The sequence below is a fragment of the Streptomyces sp. NPDC107498 genome (assembly GCF_055582805.1).
This window is the reverse complement of sequence record NZ_JBVJPE010000002.1, coordinates 393,195-410,405: the sequence shown is the minus strand read 5'-3', so window position 1 is coordinate 410,405 and position 17,211 is coordinate 393,195. Positions and strand designations below refer to the sequence as shown.

Here is a 17,211-nt window from a genome sequence, read left to right as displayed (position 1 = left end):
CACCTCCGACCGGCGTGCAAGAGCGCCTCACGTGCCCCCCACGCGCCCCCTGTGCCCCGGCTCGTCCGAATCCGCCCACCCTCCCGGAAAACCCTTTGCCCCCACCGGCACGAAACGATCATGCTGAGGAACATGAGTGCACGACTGCGCGAGATCGCGCGGCGGACCGAGGAGATCGTCGCGACGGGCCGCTACCGCGCCCCCGACGGGCGAACGGTCTCCCTGGCCGAAGACCTGGCCGCGGCCCTGGACGGAACCCGCCTCCACGGCCCCGGGCCCGTCCCGGTCACCCCGGACACCGACCGCACGCCCACCCTCTCCGTCACCCCCGAGAGCAGCCTGGCGGCGGCCCGCCGGATGACCACGGCCGACCCCACCCGCCCGGTCGCCGTCCTGAACTTCGCCTCGGCCCGCAACCCGGGCGGCGGTTACCTCAACGGCGCCCAGGCCCAGGAAGAGGCCCTGTGCCGCGCCTCCGCCCTCCACGCCACCCTGCTGCGCGCCCCCGGCTACTACGCCCACCACCGCGCCGAGCGGGACCCCTTCTACACCGACCGGGTCATCCACTCGCCCCGGGTCCCGGTCTTCCGCGACGACCGGGGCACCCTGCTCGCCGAGCCCTTCACGGCCGGTTTCCTCACCTCGCCGGCGCCCAACGCGGGCGTCGTCCGCCGCGACGCCCCCGAGCTCGCCGACCGCCTGCCCGGCGTCCTGGCCTCCCGCGCCGAACGCGTCCTGGAGACGGCCGCAGCGGCCGGATACCGACGGCTCGTCCTCGGCGCCTGGGGCTGCGGCGTCTTCCGCAACGACCCGACGGAGGTCGCGAGGACCTTCACGACCCTGCTCACCGGCGAGGGCCGCTTCGCGGGCCACTTCGAGGAGGTCGTCTTCGCCGTCCTGGACCGCGCCTCCGGCACGCCCACCCTGGCCGCCTTCGCCCGGGTCCTCGCTGCGGCCTCCTGACGTGCGGCTTTCCCGTCCCCGTGCCACGCTGAGGGATACGGACCACCGTCCGACACCCGTCACGGGAGGCACGATCGTGGGCAAGAAACAGACCCGGACGAACCGGGGAGCCCGTACCGGCGGCCATGAGCACCGCACCGACGCGGTCGCGAAGGAGAAGAGCGCGCCGACTCCCACGAGAGCGGCGACGATGCCCCTCGTCGAGCACGCGTCCCACCGCAAGGAACGCAGGTTCGGCCACAACTGAGGCCGAGCGGATGGTACGGAAGGGCCCGGCGCCACGACGGCACCGAGCCCTTCCGCACGTGGTTCACCGTCCGTCGCCGACCGGAATCTCCACGCTCTCCGTGCGCTGCGCCGGCGGCGCCGACAGGGCCGCCCCGCCCGGCTTCTCCTGCGCGGCCGGGCTCATCGTGGCGAGGAGCTGCCGGGCGAGCCCGAGACCGGTTCCGCCCATGGTCAGCGCCTTGGCGAAGACGTCCGCCATCCCGTCGGCGCCGTTGAGCAGCACCATCTGATCGACGTTCCCGAAGGCGGAGGCACCCGCGGAGACGATCTCCGGCCACTTCTCGGCCAGCTGCTGCGCGACCACCGCCTCCTGGTTCTCCGCGAGCGCCGCCGCCCGCGCCTTGATGGCCTCGGCCTCCGCCAGGCCCTTCGCGCGCGTGGCCTCGGCGACCGCGAGCCCCTTCGCGTGCTGCGCCGCCGCCTCCGCCTCACCGGTGAGCCGGGTCGCCGTCGCCTTGGCCGCGCTCGCCAGCTCCGTCTCCTTCGCCTCGGCCTCGGCGGCCGAGATCCGGGCGTCACGCTCGGCCGCGGCCAGCGTCCGGGTCTCGTACGCCATCGCGTCGGCCGGCTTGCGGACCTCCGCCTGGAGCTGCTGCTCCTTGCGGTGGCCCTCCAGCTCGGCGACCCGGGTCTCCTGGACGACGACCTCCTGACGCGAGGCGGCGTCGGCGAGCGGACCGGCCTGCCGGGCCCGGGCGGAGGCCTGGTCCCGCTCGGCCTGGTAGCCCGCCTGGAGGATCTCGCTGTCGCGGGTCGCCTCCGACATGCGCGCCGCGGCCTGCTGCTCGGCCTCGGTCGCCCGCCGGTTCGCCTCGGCCTGGGCGATCCGCGCGTCCCGCTGGACGGCGGCCGCGTGCGGGGCGGCCAGGTTCTTGATGTACCCGGTGGGGTCCTCGATCTCGTGGATCTGCAGCGAGTCCACGATCAGACCGAGCTTCTCCATCTCCGTGCCACAGGCCGAACGCGCCTGCCCGGTCAGCTTCTCCCGGTCACGGATCATGTCCTCCACGGTCAACCCGCCGACGATGGCGCGGAGATGACCGGCGAAGACGATGTGCACCCGCTCCGACATCAGCTTCTGCTGGTCGAGGAAGCGGCGCGCGGCGTTGGCGATCGACACGAAGTCGTCACCGACCTTGAAGATCACCACACCGCGGACCTTGAGCGGAATGCCCTGGTGGGTGACGCACTCGACGGACAGCTGCGTCTCGTTGAGGTCCAGCGAGAGCTTCCGCACCGCCTGGACGCCGGGGAGCACGAGGGTGCCGCGGCCGGTGACGATGCGGAACCCCATGCCCGCGCCGAGGCCCTCGTTCTTGTGGTTGGAACCGGAGATGATCAGCGCCTCGTTGGGTTCCGCGACGCGCCACATCATTTTGAACACACCGATCAGAACGGCGATGGCGCCGACGACGACCCCCGCCAGAATGCCGATGCCCATGGACAAGGTCCCCCTTCACCGGAGCCGAGCGGATCCGGTGAGGGGAGTGTGCGCCCGTGAGGGGCGCGGCTCAACGGTTCGGTCAACTGTCGTACGCGGCTGTGACATAGACGGTGCGTGGAGGGAGATGTTCCATGACCGTCACGACCGTACCGACCTCGATCCGCTCCTTCGACGAGGCGGGGTGCGCGAGGAAGTGCTCGGCACCGCCGCGGATCCGGACGATCACCTCGCCGACGAGGCCGGGGCCGACGGTGCCGGTCACACGGCCGAGCAGTCCCACCATCGAGCTGTCCATCGACGTGTCGTCCATGACTGAACGGTACGTCAGATCCAGCCCTCCAGGGCGGACATGAAACCGTCGAAGTCGTCCCGGTGGATCGTGTGCCCCGCCCCCTTCACCGTACGGAGCTCGAATCCGCGGTCCGCCAGCATCCGGGCGTGCTCCGGCCGGACCAGCGTGCTCGGATCGGCGAGGGTGACGAGGGAGGGCACCACGGGCCGCACCGGCCACAGGTCGGCGCCCACGAACTCCGTGAGGCCGTGGGCGCTCCGCTCGTCCCAGTCCCGTACCGACGCCGTCTCGATGTCGACGTCCTCGTCCGACCAGTGCGGGTTGAACCCCCTGATCTGCCCCCGGGTCATCGACTTGCCCCGGACGAAGAGCTCGGCCCGGTAGCCGCAGGGACCGGCCGCCAGGTGCCAGGCCGGGTCGGAGTACACCGCCCGGGCCGGCGCCAGGCGCTCCACCGCCCGGGCCAGGACGAGCCCGCCGAGCGAGTGGCCGATCGCCAACTCCGCGCCGACGGGCAGGGATTCGACGAGGTCGTCGGCGTGGTCCTCCGGCCGGTACGCCTCCGGGCCCGCGGCCCGGTCGCTCGCCCCGTGCCCCCGCAGGTCCACGGCGACCACCCGGTAGCCGCGCTCCGCGAGCGCCGGCCCGACCCGGCGCCAGGTGCGGTGGTCGGCCATGATGCCGTGGACGAGGAGGGCCGTCCGGTCACCGGATCCCCACGTGGTCGTGTGCAGCCGCACGGTGCCGCCTCTCCTGCGGTGTTCGGCGCGCACCGACGGGGCCGGCGCGCCGCGGACGGGTGCGGCGCGTGCCGACGGGAGTCAGCGCACGCTGCGGATGGGGCGCACGGCCAGCGCGCCGAGTACCGACAGTACGGCCGCGACCAGGAAGAGCGCCGTGTATCCGCCACTCAGCGACACGATGAGCGAGGCGACGAAGGGGGCGACGATCTGCGGGCCGGCGTTGGCGACGTTGAGGACGCCCATGTCCCGGGCGGCGTCCTCGGCCTTGGGCAGCACCATGGTCACCAGGGCGGTGTCGACGGCCATGTAGCAGCCGAAGCCGAGGCCGTTGACGACGGAGAAGGCCAGCATCGCGGTCCAGCTCGCCGAGAGGGCCGGGATGAGCAGCGCGAGGGCGGCGAGCGCCGCGGAGGCGCCGACGAAGAGCTTGCGGCGGTCGAACCGGTCCGAGAGCCAGCCGCCGAGGACGGTGGAGACGACCATGGCGACCGAGTTGACCGGCATGAGGATCGCCACGGCCCCCTCGGCGCTCAGCCCGGCGGGCAGGTCGGTGTGGTCCTTGAGGACGTACAGCTGGAAGCCGGCGACGGCGAAGTAGCCGAGGACGAGCAGGGCGCGACCGATGAAGGCCCAGCGGAAGTCGTGGTCCTTCAGGGCGCTGCCGAAGGCCGCGATCTGCTCCTTGAGCGGCGTCGGGGCCTTCGGGGGCATGCGCTCCTCGCGGGCGCAGGCGGTGAACAGCACGGCGGTGGCGGCGACGATCGCGCCGAAGACGAGGTAGCCGGTGCGGTAGTGCCCGGAGAAGGCGGCGCCGACGAGGGCGCCGATCGTGGAGCCGACGGGGAGGCCGAGGCCGACGGCGGCCGAGGCCTTGCCCCGCGCGGCCGGGGGCACCCGGTCGGGGACGACGGAGGTGAGGGCGGCCTGGTAGACGTTCATGACGGCCTGGCCCAGACACCAGGCGATGGCGACCAGCAGGATCGTGTGGACGCTGCCGAGGAGCAGCATCACCGCGAGGGTAAGCAGGCCGCCGGCGAGGATCCAGGGGTTGCGGCGGCCCGAGCGGTCCGAGAGGGCGCCCGCGACCGGGTTGAAGACGGTGGCGAAGATCGCGGACACGCCCGAGACGAGACCGAAGTTCGCCACCTTGCCGGCGGGGTCGACGGCCTCGATCTGGAGCGCGAGGAGCAGGCCGGGGACGCCGATGTACAGCGCGTACATCGCGGTGTTGCCGGTGAGCAGCAGGGGCAGCAGGCCGCGCGTCGGCCGGGGGACCGTGGCGGAGCCGGAGGCAGCCGGGGCGGTGGCGGAGCCGGGGGAGCCGCAGGCGGCGGGGCCGGGGCCGGGGGAGCTCGTGCCGGGGCCGGTCCCGGGGGAGGAAAGGGCCACTTTGCCCTCCTGAGGAGATCGCCCGATGCGGGGGCGAGAAGCGGACGGAACGGGGAGGTGACACGTGTCAGTGACACGTGTGGGCACTGTGTAGCACCCGAATCCGGCCATCCGCCAGACCCCGGACCGGATCGTTCTGGAAAGATGCCGGATCGATGAGCCAGCCAACCGAACAGCCCCCCGAACGCCCCGTCGGCCGCGCGGCCCCGACCAGCGCCGACGTCGCGCGCCTCGCGGGCGTGTCCCGGGCCACCGTCTCGTACGTCCTGAACAACACCTCGGCCGTCCGCATCAGCGAGCCCACCCGGCAGCGGGTGCGCGAGGCGGCCGAGGAGCTGGGCTACGTGCCGCACGCCGCGGCCCGCAGCCTGCGCGCGGGCCACAGCCGCATGGTGCTGATCCCGAGCTCCCACGTCCCCGTCGGGCCGCTCTACAGCCGGTTCTTCCACGACTTCCAGTCGGCCCTGCGCCGCCTCGACTACACGGTCGTGCAGTACGGCAGCGTCGGCCTGGAGGCCGAGGAGGCCGCCCGCGCCTGGGCCGAGCTGCGGCCGGTCGCCGTGGTCTCCCTCGGCGAGGTCGAGCTCACCGGTCAGGGCGTCGAGATCCTCAAGCGGTCCGGGGCCCGGGCCGTGATCACCCTCGGCACCCGGCGCGTGGAGGGCGCCCACGCCCTCGTCCTGGACCAGGGGCGGGTCGGCGAGGCGGCCACCGAGCACCTCCTGGAGACCGGCCGGCGCCGGATCGGCGTCGTCGTGCCCGAGGAGCCGGGCCTCGCGATGTTCTCCGGACCCCGCCTCGAGGGGGCGCGCCGCGCGGCCGAGGGCGCCGGCGCCGACGTCGTGCCCCTGCCGCTGCGGTACGAGGAGGAGTCGGCGGTGGCGCTCGCCGCGCGGTGGCGCGAGCTCGGGCTCGACGGCGTCTTCGCGTACAACGACGAGTACGCGATGCTCCTGGTGCGGGCGCTCCAGGACGCCGGGATCTCCGTGCCGGGGGAGACGGCGGTGGTCGGCGCGGACGACCTGCTCCTCGGGCGGCTGCTGCGGCCCCGGCTCAGCACCGTGCGGATCGACATGGTGCTCGGCCGCGAGCTGGCGGAACTGGTGGACCGCGCGGTAAGGGAACCGGGCGCCCCGGCGGTCTCCCGCTCCCTGCTGGACTCCCGGGTCGTCCGACGGGAGTCCAGCTGAGCGGCCCGACGGCCGGGGGCGTCGCCCGGAACGGACCGGGCCCCGCCTTCGAGGGACGCCGTCCGGCGGGAGTCCGGCCCAGCGCTTAGCTTCGGTGCATGAGCACAGTTCCGAAGCGGTTCGAGATCCTGCTGGTGCCCGAGCACGTCGAGGACCGCGGCGGCGCCGCCGTCGCGGACAGCGCCGTCCGCTCGGCCGTCGTCGAGGCCACCGGACGGCACGGCGAGACGGGCTACCCGATCTACGAGGGACACGGCATCAGGGCCGACATCGACCCCGGCACGCGCACCGTCGAGGCGCTCCTCGTCGACGGCCAGGAGCTCGACTACGGCCTCACGGCCCTGGTCCGCCCCGTCGCACGCGCCTGAACCCGCGCGCTCCCGCCCTCCGGCCCGTCCCGAAACGACCCGTTGACACGAGGGCCCGCCGGGCAGAGACTCTGCGCGCCCGTTGGGGCGAAAATTGTTTCACCAGGCGAACAGAGCCGTTCGCAGGCCACGTGGGAGAGAGAACCGATGAGCATCCGCGACGTCTACATCGTCGACGCCGTCCGCACCCCGATCGGGAAGTTCGGGGGCGCCCTCGCCTCCGTGCGTCCCGACGACCTCGCGGCCCACGTCGTCCGCGCGCTCGTCGACCGTTCGCCCGCGCTCGACCCCGCGCGCGTGGACGACGTCTACTTCGGCGACGCCAACGGCGCGGGCGAGGACAACCGCGACGTCGCGCGCATGGCCGTCCTCCTCGCGGGACTGCCCGTCACCGTCCCCGGCGTCACCGTCAACCGCCTCTGCGGCTCCGGCCTGGAGGCCGTCATACAGGCCGCCCGCGCCATCGCCCTCGGCGACGCCTCCGTGGCGATCGCGGGCGGCGTCGAGTCGATGTCCCGCGCCCCCTGGGTGCTGCAGAAGCCCGAGCGGGCCTTCCCCGCCGGTCACCAGCAGCTCCACTCCACGACCCTCGGCTGGCGCATGACGAACCCGAAGATGCCCGCCGAGTGGACGGTCGCGCTGGGCGAGGGCGCGGAGCTCGTCGCCGACAAGCACGGCATCACCCGCGAGCAGCAGGACGCCTTCGCCCTGGCCAGCCACCGCAAGGCGGCCGAGGCCTGGGCGAAGGGACTGTACGACGACGAGGTCGTCCCTTACCCCGGGGTGGAGCAGACCCGCGACGAGTGCGTCCGCGACAACACGTCCCTGGAGGCCCTCGCCAAGCTGAAGCCCGCGTTCCGCCCCGAGGGCGGCACGGTCACGCCGGGCAACTCCTCGCCGCTCAACGACGGCGCGGCGGCGCTGCTCCTCGTCGACGAGGACGGGCTGCGCGAGACCGGCCGGGAACCCCTCGCCCGGATCCGCACCTCCGCGGTCACCGGGATCGAGCCCCAGCTCTTCGGCCTCGGCCCGGTCGCGGCGGTCCGCCGCGCCCTGGAGAAGGCCGGCCGCTCCTTCGCGGACCTGACGACCTTCGAGCTCAACGAGGCCTTCGCGGCCCAGTCGCTCGGCTGCCTCGCCGAATGGCCGGAACTCGACCCCGAGATCGTGAACCCTCGCGGTGGGGCGGTCGCGCTCGGGCATCCGCTGGGTGCGTCCGGCGCCCGCCTGGCCGGCTCGGTGGCGCACCAGCTCGCCGCGGCCGGCTCCGGCACGGGCCTCGCGGCGCTCTGCATCGGCGTCGGCCAGGGCCTCGCGCTGGTCCTGGAGCGCTGACGGCCCCAGGCGGGCACCGAAGCCGCGAGGAGCGCGGAGCAGGGGCCCGAAGCACGCGAGAGGGGTACGGGAGAGCCTCCCGTACCCCTCTCGCGACGGGTCACTTCTGCTGCGCGTCCGCGATGGACTTGCGGACCTCGTCCATGTCCAGCTTGCGCGCCTGCCCGATGACGTCCTCCAGGGCGGCCTCCGGCAGCGCTCCGGGCTGCGCGAACACGGCCACGTTGTCGCGGACGATCATCAGGGTCGGGATCGAGCGGATCTCGAACGCGGCGGCCAGCTCCTGCTGCGCCTCGGTGTCGACCTTGGCGAAGACGAGGTCCTGGTGCCGCTCGGACGCCGCCTCGAAGACCGGGGCGAACTGACGGCAGGGACCGCACCAGGAAGCCCAGAAGTCGATCAGGACGAAGTCGCCGCCGCTCACGATCTCGTCGAAGTTGTCCTTGGTGAGCTCTACGGTACTCATGCTGTCGGCCTCCGACGTGCGTAAACAATGGAATCCTGGCTGACTCCCGAGCCGGCACGGGAACACGACGGGAACACCAGGGCGTCATGGCGAGCCTAACGCCGGGAACGAACGAAGACGCCGTGGTCACCGGCCATCAAGTGAAATGGCGCATGACCGGTGGTCGGGGGCAGGGCGCCTCCTTCCTGATCAGGACCGGACCGGTGCGGGGTGGGCCGGGTCAGAAGGCGTAGCGCACGCGCAGCCAGGGTGCGCGGGTCTCGATCGTGCGGGAGAGCGCGTCGACGGCCTCGCGTTTGACCGTGTTGCGGTAGCGGACGTTCAGGGCGCCGTTCTGGGACCTCTTGGGCTGCTGGAGGTCCGGCCGCCACAGGAGGTCCTCGGCGCGGGGGTGCCAACCGAGGTTGACCCCGTGCAGGTCCTGGTTGTGGGTGAGCATGATGACCTCCGCGGCGGACTGTTCCTTCACCCGCTGTGGCAGTACGTCGTCCATCATGCGCAGCAGGTCGTCCCAGGCCTGCCGCCAGCCGGGGCGGATCACGACCGGCGAGAGGTTGAAGTGCACCTCGTAGCCCGCCTCCAGGAAGTCGGCGGCCGCCTCGATGCGGGCGAGGACGGGGCTGGTGCGGATGTCGAGGAGGCGGGAGTCGTCCGGCGGCATGAGGGAGAAGCGGATGCGGGTGCGGCCCTGCGGGTCGAGCCGCAGCAGGTCGGGGTTGACCAGCTTGGTCGCGAAGGACGCCTTGGCGGTGGGCCAGCGGCGGAAGGCGTGGACGAGGTCGGCGGTGTTGTCGCTGATCAGGTCGTCCACCGAACAGTCGCCGTTCTCGCCGATGTCGTAGACCCAGGCCCGCTCGTCGCACTGGTTGGGTTCGGTCTTCGGGCCGGTGGCGGCGATGTGGCGGCCGAGGGCGTTCAGGACGCGGTCGACGTTGGTGAACACGGTGACGGGGTTGGCGAACCCCTTGCGGCGCGGGACGTAGCAGTACGCGCAGGCCATGGCGCAGCCGTTGGACAGACCCGGTGCGATCCAGTCGGCGGACCGCCCGTTGGGGCGGACGGCGAACGAGGAGCGTTCGCCGAGGACCAGCGTCTCCCGCTTGATCCCGACCCAGCGCTCGACGTTCCCCTCGTTGCCGTGCAGGTGCGGGATGCGCCAGTGGGAGGGCGTCCGGACGAGCCGGGCGTCGGGGAAGCGCGCGATGATCTGCCGGCCCCGCCAGGACGCTGCGGCGGCCGGTTCCGCGTGGATCTCCGTCACCCGCAGCAGCCTGCGTGCCTCGGGTCCGTCACGGAACGGCCGGTCCTCCCGCGCCCCGGTCGGCGTGGCCGCGGCCACGAGGTCCTCCACGCCGAACAGCCCCTCGGGCTGCCGCTCCGGTTCCCCGGGGCCACGTCGCCCGCCCATGCCACTGCCTCCCGATTCCTCAGTACCGCTCGCTTCCGCTTCCTCGGACCGCGCCCGCCGGGGCCCTCATGGGCGAGGGTCCCGAGGGACGCGCGCGAGGCGTTCCTCCTCGACCTGACCGCCGCGGCCGAGGAGACCGGTCGGTTCGAACGGCGTCCGGGTGAGCAGCCCGGAGAGTCTCCGCCGGAGCCTTGCGGCGCGGGGCGCCGAAACCCGCGGAACGCGGGAATCCATCGTACGGTCCCGCTTCGTCACCGGGGCCCGTGGAACACCTCTCCTCCGGGCGGACGAACCCCCTCGTGTGCGGCCCCTCGGTCTTCCACCGCCGGGCGGTCCTCGGATGCACCGACGGCCACGGGGCGGGTTCGGGCGGAGACCGCGTCGAGGACGACGTGCCGGTGGTGCCGACGAACCAGCCGCCGGGGGCGCCGCGACCGGGCCGGTACCGTTCCCGGCTGCGCCGGGCGGACAGGAAGACCTGCCGGGTGGCGCCCTCGGCGCCGGACGGTCCGGTGCCCGTCCGCAACCGGCGTCCGCCGTCCGGGGACGACGGGATACGGGGCCGGGGCGGGGGTACGGGAGGGGGAGGAAGCGTCTTCGCGCCCCCGTACGGCGGGCCGCGCCGTCCGGACGGCCGGATTGTCCGACGGGGGCGACACCGCAGGAAGGACGTACACATGAGGCTCACCGGCGGCGGCTCGACCCCTCGGCCGACGGGCGCGCCGATACGGCGGTACACGACGGCCGCGATCGCGGTGGCCGCCGCGGCGGCCACCGGCGCTGCCGCCGTCGATCCGGACACCCCCTGGTACCGCTCCCTGAGCAAACCCGCGTGGCAGCCACCCGCGTGGGCTTTCGGCGTGGTGTGGACCCCCCTGTACGCGTCCGTGGCCTTCGCCGGCGGCCATGCGGGAGGCCGCGCCCACGGCCGGGAGCGGCGGCTGCTCGCCGCGAGCCTGGCCGTCAACCTGACGCTCAACGCCGCCTGGAACTGGTTGTTCTTCCGCCTGCGCAGCCCCCGTGCGGGCCTGGTCGGCACCGTGCTGCTCGACCTGAGCAACGCCGAGCTCATCCGCCGTACCGCCCGCACCGATCCGACCGCCGCACGCTCCCTGTGGCCCTACGCGGCCTGGTGTGCCTTCGCCACCGCACTGAACACCTCCCTCGTCCGCCTCAACCGATGAGCGGCTCCGTTCACGAGGACGGGTTCCGGTTCGGACCGCAGACCCGCGCAGCGCCCCCGACGCGGGGGTGAGGCCGTCGCGGGCCGGGTCGGAGGCGCCGCGCACGGGGGCGCCCGCGGGGCCTACTCCTGCGGGGGAGCCGGGGAGGTCTCCGTGCGCGCCCCCAACTGGTACGGACGGAGCCGAAGCGGTCCGCCGGTACGCGGCACCTCGGCCGGCCGACGGTACTCCGACGTCCTTCCCGGCAGCCTGTCCGTGGAGGGACGCAAAGGGTGGGACGAGGGGTGGGGCGGCCCGCTCTCGCCGTCCCGGACCCTGGCTCCGAGGACGAACGCGCCGATGAGCACGGCGACCACGACCACGCCGATCAGAACCTGCATGACTGCCTCCTCGTACGGGGGTGGCTCTGCCTGCCTGATTCCGCTTCCTCCGTCCCCCGTGGATGCGCCCGACGGGAAAGGAACCCGTTCGGACGCACCGTGCATCCGGGCAGCCGCGACCCGGCCAATCAGTGTCGAATCTTCCCTCCCGAGGTGACGAGGTGATCCGTGTGACCTTCCCCGAGAACCACGAACCCGGCGCGTACACGCCGAAGGCCGGTACCTTCGTCTGCGACTGCTCCGGCGCCCACCTCTGGCGCATCGACATCGCCGGCCATCTGTTTCCCGTCTTCCCGCCCGGCTGCTCGGGTCGCTCGTGGCGGGAGCGGGACGCGACCGCAGGGGAGTCGGCGGGTGCCGGGGCGGACCCGCTCCCATGAGGTCGCGCCGGACCCGCCGCGCGGGTCCGGCTCAGCGCACGACCGGCCCGCTCACCCCCCGCCCTCCACCGTGCGGGCCGTCCATCCGGGCAGCGACGAGCCGTCCGCGAGCCGCCCGGTGAGGCCCACCCGTCCTGGCGCTCCCGCGCGCGCGTCGAGCACGGGCCCCCGGGCAACGGCGTTCACGGCGCCGGCGGCGGTCACGCCCACGACCCGCCGGCTGCCCGCGGCCAGGAGGTGGCGTGCCCCGCTCGGCGCGGACCAGACCGTCCCGGCGAGGACGTCCTGACCGAACCGCCCGCAGGCGGCGGTGTTCCGTACCGTCGTGACGGGGACCGGGCGACCGTCCGCCTCCAGGGTGACGTCCGCCCGCCCGCGGCCCTCCCAGGTGTCCGCGCGCGAGCACACCCAGAGAGCCCGTCCCGCGCGCTCCGGAAGCGGCTGGGCGGCGAACTCCCAGCGGTTGACCGAGCGGACACCGCTGTCCCGCAGAGCCGCGAGGGAACACGCCGAACGCGCCCACGCAGCAAGGCCGGAGGGGCCCGTGGCCTCCCGCGGGCGGCGCGCGGAGTCTCCGGGCACCGGCAGGGGCGTCCAGGTCAGATGGGCCGGGACGAGGCCGCCCAGGTCGACGAGGAGGAAGGCGTGGTCCTCCACGATCCGCGTGGAGGACCACAATTGGAGAGCCGGCACCCCGCCGCAGGAGCCGGACGCGGAGTCGGGGCCGGCCACCGGTCCGGGGCCGGCCACCGGTCCGGTGATGCCGTCCGCCGTCACGGACAGGGGCCGTGCGGAGGGACCGGGAGCGCGCAGGTCACGCACCCCGGCCTCCGCGATCCAGGGCGCGAGGAGATAGCGGGTCAGGCGGCCCGTACGGGCGAGGACGACGGCCGCCGCCGTCGTCACGTCGCTGTCGTCGGCCCGCGTCTCCACCAGCGAGGGGCGCCCCCGCCCGGTGCCCGGTTCGGTGTAACGGACCAGGGTGCGGCCCGTGTGCAACAGGACGACGACCGAGCCGTCCACGGCACCGGCGAACAGCAGCGAGGGCCGCCCGGCCCAGGACCCGGCCCCTGGGGGCGTGCCGCGCGTCCACGCGGTGATCGCGCGCCGCAGCAGGGGCCCGTCGGAGGACCGGTCGCCGCGGGCGGGCCAGGCCGTGAAGTCGACGCGTGAGGTGTCGGCCCACCGCTCGGCGGGGACGCGCACCGGTGCCGGCTCCTCGGGAGCCGCGGCCACCGCGGGGCGCGGGGATCCGGGTTCCGGGATCAGCGCGCCTCCGACCGTTGCGGCGAGGAGCGCCAGCGCCCCGGAGAGGGCGGCGACGCGGATGCGCCGACGACGGCGCAGCAGGTCGGTGGGCCGCAGGTGGACCGTGCTGGGATCGAACTCCGGCCGCAGCAACAGCTCGGTCACGTCGGAGGCGGCGGCCGCGCGCAGCCGCTCCGCATCCGCCACGGCCCGGTCCGGATCCGCCACGCGGGCCTCGCGCAGCAAGGAGAGGACGGGCTCCTGGGCCAGGCCCTCCAGAGCCATGAGGGCGAGGGCCGCGCGCGTCGCCGGCGTCGCCGCCGCGAGTGCGCGGTCCAGCGCCAGCTCGTCCGTCCCCCCGGCCCGGGGGAAGACGCGCAGGCCGAGGGCCTTCGGCAGGGCCGCTCCCCACGACACGCGGAGCGGCACCCGCAGGGCGTGGCGGACGACGCGGGCCCGCAGCCAGTCGTGAGCAGACCGCTCGGGTGCCCCTCCGGACCGCGGCGCGGGGAGCCGAAGCGCGTGGCCACCGGAGCCGGGCCCCGCCCCGGCCCTGAGCCCGGGGAGCCGCAGGCCTCCTACGCCGCCTCCGGCGGTGAGGCTGCGCTGTACGACGGCGTGGGCGGCGAGGACCCTCCCGTGACGGCCGAGATCCGGCGGCAGGATCAGGTGCGCCAGCCGTACCAGGGAGGGGTACTGCTCGACGAGGACCGCTTCCGCAACCGTGCGGGAGGGGCTCCGCCGGGCGGGTATGGAGGCCGTGAGGGCGGGTGAGCCGTTCGTCCGAGGGGACCGCATACATGGGAAACGACCCTGCGCGGGTGATGTCACCTCGTATCTTTGACCGGGTCCCGCTCCGCACACCAGCCGTCCCGGGCGGTGTGCGGACCGGTCGCGCGGGACGCGGCGGGCCGGCTGCCCGACGCCACCGTCCACCTCATCGGGACGGTGCTCGTGTCCCGGTGGGCGAGCCCCCGACGATGCCGGTCACCCCGCGCCCCGTGTCCTCACCGGAGGGACGCGGACCCGCGGGGTCCTGACGGAGGCGTCCCTCGGCCCGCGCCCGCCCGCAGGTCGTCCAGGACCGTGCGGGCCGCCCGTGCCCCCGACGCCAGCGCCCCCTGGAGGGATCCGGTCGCCCGGTGGTCCCCGCACACGTACCGGCCCGGGGCCCACCGCACGAACCGGGACAGCGGCATCGGGCCCGGCATCGCGGGCAGGGCGTCGGCGACCGTGACGCGGTGGACGAGCTCCCAACCGGCCGTGTCCACGCCGTACGCCTCGCCCAGGGCCCGCAGGACGGCGTCCGTGCCCGCCGTGTCGGGGGAGCCGAGCACCGAGGTGGACACCAGTGCCCGGCCGTCGGTGGAGAAGCCGGGCTGGACGGCGGTGAGGACACAGGTGTTGAGGAACCTGCGCCGCGAGTCGACGACCAGCACGGGCTCTTCCAGAGGAGGCCGGTCGGCCGCGTGGTACAGCGTCGTGACGGTCCGGCCGTCCGGAACGCGAAGCCCCGGGAGCAGCCGTGCCGCGGCCCGCTGCCCGGTGGCGACGACGACCGCGCCGGACCGCACCTCGCGTCCGTCCGCGAGGACCACGCCCCCGGACGTCACGGCGGAGACGGGGGCCGCGAGCCGCAGCACGTCCTGCGGCAGTCGCGCGGCGAGTTGGGCGGGCACCGCGCCGATCCCCTCGGCCGGCAGGCACAGGGTGCCGCGCAGCATGCTGCGCCACACCAGGTGGAAGAAGCGCGCCGAGGTCTCCAGCCGGTCCTCCAGGAAGACCCCGGACAGGAACGGCCGGAAGAACGTCTCCACCAGCCGCGGCGACACGTGCGCCGCCGACAGGGCGTCGAGCGTGGTCCCGTCGGCGCCGCGCCGCACCAGGGACGCCGGTGCCAGGGCGTCCCTGGCCGACAGGACGGAGAGGGCGAGCAGGTCGCGCCCGGACGCGAGCCGTCCCGGCAGCATGTCCAGGCTCTCCTTCGGGCGCCGGCTGGGGTCGGTGAACCGCAGCAGCCCGCTCTCGGTGTGCACGAGCACGCCGGGCGTGAACGCGCGCAGCCGCAGCGCTTTCAGGTCCACGCGCCGTTTCACCTGCGGGTACGACGTGTTGAAGACCTGGAAGCCCCGGTCGACGGTGAAGCCCGCGACCCGGTCGGTACGCATCCGCCCGCCGACCCCGTCATCGGCCTCCAGGAGCAGCACCCGCAGGCCCGCCCGGCACAGGTCGCCGGCGCAGGCGAGGCCCGCGGCCCCCGCCCCGACGACCACCGCGTCGTACCGCTCGCCGTCCGTGGTCTTCTCCATGCCGTCCTCTTTCCGTGGTGGTCGAGCTCCGTCCGCCGGACACCGGTGCTCCGCGGGGGAGGCCCGCCTCGGACGGGACGTGTCCACCGCGTACCTCTGCTCGGGGAAGGGCCGGGGGAACGGCCTTCCCACCGGCCGCCCCCGCCCCGTCGGCGTCGGCTCCGTGAAGCGCCGGTCGACGGGTGTTCACCCGCGCGCCGCCGGACGGATGCGGCAGGCGGCCCGTTCGACGCGGTGTGCTCCGGCGCCCGGTCACAGCCGGGTCCGTGTCCCCCCGGGAGCACGCCAGGGAGTCGGGCGGGCCGTGTCCCGAGGACTCGCCCGGCACAGCGGCGTATCGAGCCGCGCTGTTCCGGACCGTTGCGCCAGACTGGGACCCATGACACGAACGGTGGAAGACGAACACGCCTACGACGTCGTCGTGATCGGCGCGGGTCCGGTCGGAGAGAACGTCGTCGACCGGGTGCGGGCCGGCGGCCTCACCGCGGCGATCGTCGAGAGCGAGCTGATCGGCGGTGAGTGCTCGTACTGGGCGTGCATGCCCAGCAAGGCGCTTCTCCGCCCCGCGATCGCCCGCTCCGACGCCCGCAAGGTCGCGGGTCTGCGCGAGTCGGTCTACGGCCCCCTGGACGCGATGGAGGTCCTCGCCCACCGGGACGAGGTCGTCGGGCACTGGAAGGACGAGGGGCAGCTCGACTGGCTGGACTCCGTCGGCGTCCGGGTCTTCCGGGGCCACGGACGGCTCCTCGGGCCGCGCCGGGTCGAGGTCGCGGGCCCCGAGGGCGAGCGGCACCTGCTCACCGCCCGGCACGCGGTCGCCGTCTGCACCGGCACCCGCGCCCTCCTGCCGGAGCTGCCGGGACTGCCCGGGGCGCGTCCCTGGACCAGCCGGGAGGCGACCAGCTCCGACCGGGTGCCCGAGCGGCTCGTCGTGGTCGGCGGGGGAGTGGTGGGCGTGGAGATGGCCACCGCCTGGCAGGCCCTCGGGTCGAAGGTGACCCTGCTCGTACGGGGCGGGGGGCTGCTGCCGCGCATGGAGCCGTTCCTCGGCGAGCACGTGGCCGCCGCGCTCGGCGCGCGCGGCGCGGACGTCCGTACCGGCGTGGCGGTGAGCGCGGTGGTGCGCGACGGGGGCAGCGGGCCGGTCACCGTGGTCCTGGAGGGCGGCGACCACGTGGAGGGCGACGAGGTGCTCTTCGCGACCGGCCGGAAACCCCGCACCGAGGACATCGGCCTGGAGACGGTCGGCCTGACGCCGGGCTCCTGGCTCGACGTCGACGACACCCTGCGGGTCGCCGGGAGCGACTGGCTCTACGCCGTCGGCGACGTCAACCACCGTGCGCTCCTGACCCACCAGGGCAAGTACCAGGCCCGTGTCGCGGGCGCCGCGATCGCCGCACGCGCGCGGGGCGACGCCTCCCTGGACACCGGACGGTGGGGCGCGCACGCGGCCACCGCCGACCACGCCGCGGTGCCGCAGGTCGTGTTCAGCGACCCCGAGGCGGCCTCCGTCGGACTCACCCTCGCCGAGGCGGAGCGGGCCGGGCACCGGGTCCGGGCCGTGGACCTCGACATGCGGCAGGTCGCCGGGGCCGGGCTCTACGCCCAGGGGTACCGGGGGCACGCCCGGATGGTCGTCGACCTGGACCGGGAGGTGGTCCTCGGCGCCTCCTTCGTGGGGCCCGGCATCGGGGAGCTCCTCCACTCGGCGACCGTCGCCGTCACGGGCGAGGTGCCGATCGCGCGCCTGTGGCACGCCGTCCCCGCGTATCCGACGCTGAGCGAGGCGTGGTTGCGCCTCCTGGAGGCCTACCGGGGCTGAGG

Annotated in this window: 17 protein-coding genes; 8 read left to right on the top strand and 9 right to left on the bottom strand. The window is 74.4% G+C overall.

Annotation, left to right across the window (positions count from 1 at the left end):
* Positions 1-132: 132 nt before the first annotated feature.
* A complete protein-coding gene (locus tag ACZ66Z_RS05025; protein ID WP_469932597.1) occupies positions 133-963 on the top strand; it encodes a TIGR02452 family protein in 831 nt (276 codons plus the stop codon).
* 76 nt (positions 964-1,039) lie between these two features.
* The gene (locus tag ACZ66Z_RS05020) at positions 1,040-1,210 is read left to right on the top strand and encodes a hypothetical protein (protein ID WP_469932596.1); all 171 of its coding nucleotides are present in this window, start codon (positions 1,040-1,042) and stop codon (positions 1,208-1,210) included.
* A 63-nt stretch (positions 1,211-1,273) separates the two neighbouring features.
* Here the strand turns inward: ACZ66Z_RS05020 and ACZ66Z_RS05015 are convergent, their stop codons facing one another.
* From ACZ66Z_RS05015 to ACZ66Z_RS05000, 4 genes are all read right to left on the bottom strand, one after another.
* Positions 1,274-2,692 (bottom strand): flotillin family protein, encoded by a 1,419-nt coding sequence (locus ACZ66Z_RS05015; protein ID WP_469932595.1) that lies wholly within the window; start codon positions 2,690-2,692, stop codon positions 1,274-1,276.
* An 82-nt stretch (positions 2,693-2,774) separates the two neighbouring features.
* Positions 2,775-3,005, bottom strand: a complete 231-nt coding sequence (locus tag ACZ66Z_RS05010) for a hypothetical protein (protein ID WP_469932594.1) — start codon at positions 3,003-3,005, stop codon at positions 2,775-2,777.
* Positions 3,006-3,019: 14 nt separating this feature from the next.
* Positions 3,020-3,727: an alpha/beta fold hydrolase gene (locus ACZ66Z_RS05005; RefSeq protein ID WP_469932593.1), complete on the bottom strand. Its 708-nt coding sequence runs from the start codon at positions 3,725-3,727 to the stop codon at positions 3,020-3,022.
* A gap of 81 nt (positions 3,728-3,808) precedes the next feature.
* Positions 3,809-5,119 (bottom strand): MFS transporter, encoded by a 1,311-nt coding sequence (locus tag ACZ66Z_RS05000; protein ID WP_469932592.1) that lies wholly within the window; start codon positions 5,117-5,119, stop codon positions 3,809-3,811.
* Positions 5,120-5,274: 155 nt separating this feature from the next.
* Between ACZ66Z_RS05000 and ACZ66Z_RS04995 the strand changes: the two genes are divergently transcribed.
* The 3 genes from ACZ66Z_RS04995 to ACZ66Z_RS04985 all read left to right on the top strand — a co-directional run bounded on the left by ACZ66Z_RS04995 (position 5,275) and on the right by ACZ66Z_RS04985 (position 8,012).
* Positions 5,275-6,309: a LacI family DNA-binding transcriptional regulator gene (locus tag ACZ66Z_RS04995; protein WP_469932591.1), complete on the top strand. Its 1,035-nt coding sequence runs from the start codon at positions 5,275-5,277 to the stop codon at positions 6,307-6,309.
* Positions 6,310-6,407: 98 nt separating this feature from the next.
* The gene (locus tag ACZ66Z_RS04990) at positions 6,408-6,677 is read left to right on the top strand and encodes a hypothetical protein (RefSeq protein ID WP_469932590.1); all 270 of its coding nucleotides are present in this window, start codon (positions 6,408-6,410) and stop codon (positions 6,675-6,677) included.
* A 147-nt stretch (positions 6,678-6,824) separates the two neighbouring features.
* The gene (locus ACZ66Z_RS04985; protein ID WP_469932589.1) at positions 6,825-8,012 is read left to right on the top strand and encodes a thiolase family protein; all 1,188 of its coding nucleotides are present in this window, start codon (positions 6,825-6,827) and stop codon (positions 8,010-8,012) included.
* 100 nt (positions 8,013-8,112) lie between these two features.
* Here ACZ66Z_RS04985 and trxA read toward each other — a convergent pair whose 3' ends face one another.
* Positions 8,113-8,478: a thioredoxin gene (gene trxA, locus ACZ66Z_RS04980; RefSeq protein WP_469932588.1), complete on the bottom strand. Its 366-nt coding sequence runs from the start codon at positions 8,476-8,478 to the stop codon at positions 8,113-8,115.
* A 220-nt stretch (positions 8,479-8,698) separates the two neighbouring features.
* Positions 8,699-9,886: a spore photoproduct lyase family protein gene (locus tag ACZ66Z_RS04975; protein ID WP_469932587.1), complete on the bottom strand. Its 1,188-nt coding sequence runs from the start codon at positions 9,884-9,886 to the stop codon at positions 8,699-8,701.
* Positions 9,887-10,563: 677 nt separating this feature from the next.
* Between ACZ66Z_RS04975 and ACZ66Z_RS04970 the strand changes: the two genes are divergently transcribed.
* Entirely contained in the window at positions 10,564-11,070 is a 507-nt protein-coding gene (locus ACZ66Z_RS04970) for a TspO/MBR family protein (RefSeq protein WP_469932586.1), read from the top strand.
* A 122-nt stretch (positions 11,071-11,192) separates the two neighbouring features.
* Here the strand turns inward: ACZ66Z_RS04970 and ACZ66Z_RS04965 are convergent, their stop codons facing one another.
* Positions 11,193-11,450: a DUF6479 family protein gene (locus ACZ66Z_RS04965; RefSeq protein WP_469932585.1), complete on the bottom strand. Its 258-nt coding sequence runs from the start codon at positions 11,448-11,450 to the stop codon at positions 11,193-11,195.
* 161 nt (positions 11,451-11,611) lie between these two features.
* Between ACZ66Z_RS04965 and ACZ66Z_RS04960 the strand changes: the two genes are divergently transcribed.
* Positions 11,612-11,830 (top strand): hypothetical protein, encoded by a 219-nt coding sequence (locus ACZ66Z_RS04960; protein ID WP_469932584.1) that lies wholly within the window; start codon positions 11,612-11,614, stop codon positions 11,828-11,830.
* 51 nt (positions 11,831-11,881) lie between these two features.
* Here ACZ66Z_RS04960 and ACZ66Z_RS04955 read toward each other — a convergent pair whose 3' ends face one another.
* Both ACZ66Z_RS04955 and ACZ66Z_RS04950 read right to left on the bottom strand, forming a co-directional pair.
* Positions 11,882-13,876, bottom strand: coding sequence for a hypothetical protein (locus ACZ66Z_RS04955; RefSeq protein ID WP_469932583.1), 1,995 nt, complete (start codon positions 13,874-13,876; stop codon positions 11,882-11,884).
* A gap of 209 nt (positions 13,877-14,085) precedes the next feature.
* Positions 14,086-15,387: an NAD(P)/FAD-dependent oxidoreductase gene (locus ACZ66Z_RS04950; protein WP_469932582.1), complete on the bottom strand. Its 1,302-nt coding sequence runs from the start codon at positions 15,385-15,387 to the stop codon at positions 14,086-14,088.
* A 379-nt stretch (positions 15,388-15,766) separates the two neighbouring features.
* Here ACZ66Z_RS04950 and ACZ66Z_RS04945 point away from each other — a divergent pair, with 379 nt between their 5' ends.
* Entirely contained in the window at positions 15,767-17,209 is a 1,443-nt protein-coding gene (locus tag ACZ66Z_RS04945; RefSeq protein WP_469932581.1) for a dihydrolipoyl dehydrogenase family protein, read from the top strand.
* The last annotated feature ends 2 nt before the right edge of the window (positions 17,210-17,211 follow it).

Excerpts from the sequence above, each read along its gene's own strand:
- ACZ66Z_RS04965 (WP_469932585.1), bottom strand. The coding sequence starts at position 11,450 with ATGCAGGTTCTGATCGGCGTGGTCGTGGTCGCCGTGCTCATCGGCGCG.
- ACZ66Z_RS04985 (WP_469932589.1), top strand. The coding sequence starts at position 6,825 with ATGAGCATCCGCGACGTCTACATCGTCGACGCCGTCCGCACCCCGATC.
- ACZ66Z_RS04950 (WP_469932582.1), bottom strand. The coding sequence starts at position 15,387 with ATGGAGAAGACCACGGACGGCGAGCGGTACGACGCGGTGGTCGTCGGG.
- ACZ66Z_RS05025 (WP_469932597.1), top strand. The coding sequence starts at position 133 with ATGAGTGCACGACTGCGCGAGATCGCGCGGCGGACCGAGGAGATCGTC.
- ACZ66Z_RS04955 (WP_469932583.1), bottom strand. The coding sequence starts at position 13,876 with ATGCGGTCCCCTCGGACGAACGGCTCACCCGCCCTCACGGCCTCCATA.
- ACZ66Z_RS04970 (WP_469932586.1), top strand. The coding sequence starts at position 10,564 with ATGAGGCTCACCGGCGGCGGCTCGACCCCTCGGCCGACGGGCGCGCCG.
- ACZ66Z_RS04945 (WP_469932581.1), top strand. The coding sequence starts at position 15,767 with ATGACACGAACGGTGGAAGACGAACACGCCTACGACGTCGTCGTGATC.
- ACZ66Z_RS05010 (WP_469932594.1), bottom strand. The coding sequence starts at position 3,005 with ATGGACGACACGTCGATGGACAGCTCGATGGTGGGACTGCTCGGCCGT.
- trxA (WP_469932588.1), bottom strand. The coding sequence starts at position 8,478 with ATGAGTACCGTAGAGCTCACCAAGGACAACTTCGACGAGATCGTGAGC.
- ACZ66Z_RS05015 (WP_469932595.1), bottom strand. The coding sequence starts at position 2,692 with ATGGGCATCGGCATTCTGGCGGGGGTCGTCGTCGGCGCCATCGCCGTT.
- ACZ66Z_RS04990 (WP_469932590.1), top strand. The coding sequence starts at position 6,408 with ATGAGCACAGTTCCGAAGCGGTTCGAGATCCTGCTGGTGCCCGAGCAC.
- ACZ66Z_RS04975 (WP_469932587.1), bottom strand. The coding sequence starts at position 9,886 with ATGGGCGGGCGACGTGGCCCCGGGGAACCGGAGCGGCAGCCCGAGGGG.
- ACZ66Z_RS04995 (WP_469932591.1), top strand. The coding sequence starts at position 5,275 with ATGAGCCAGCCAACCGAACAGCCCCCCGAACGCCCCGTCGGCCGCGCG.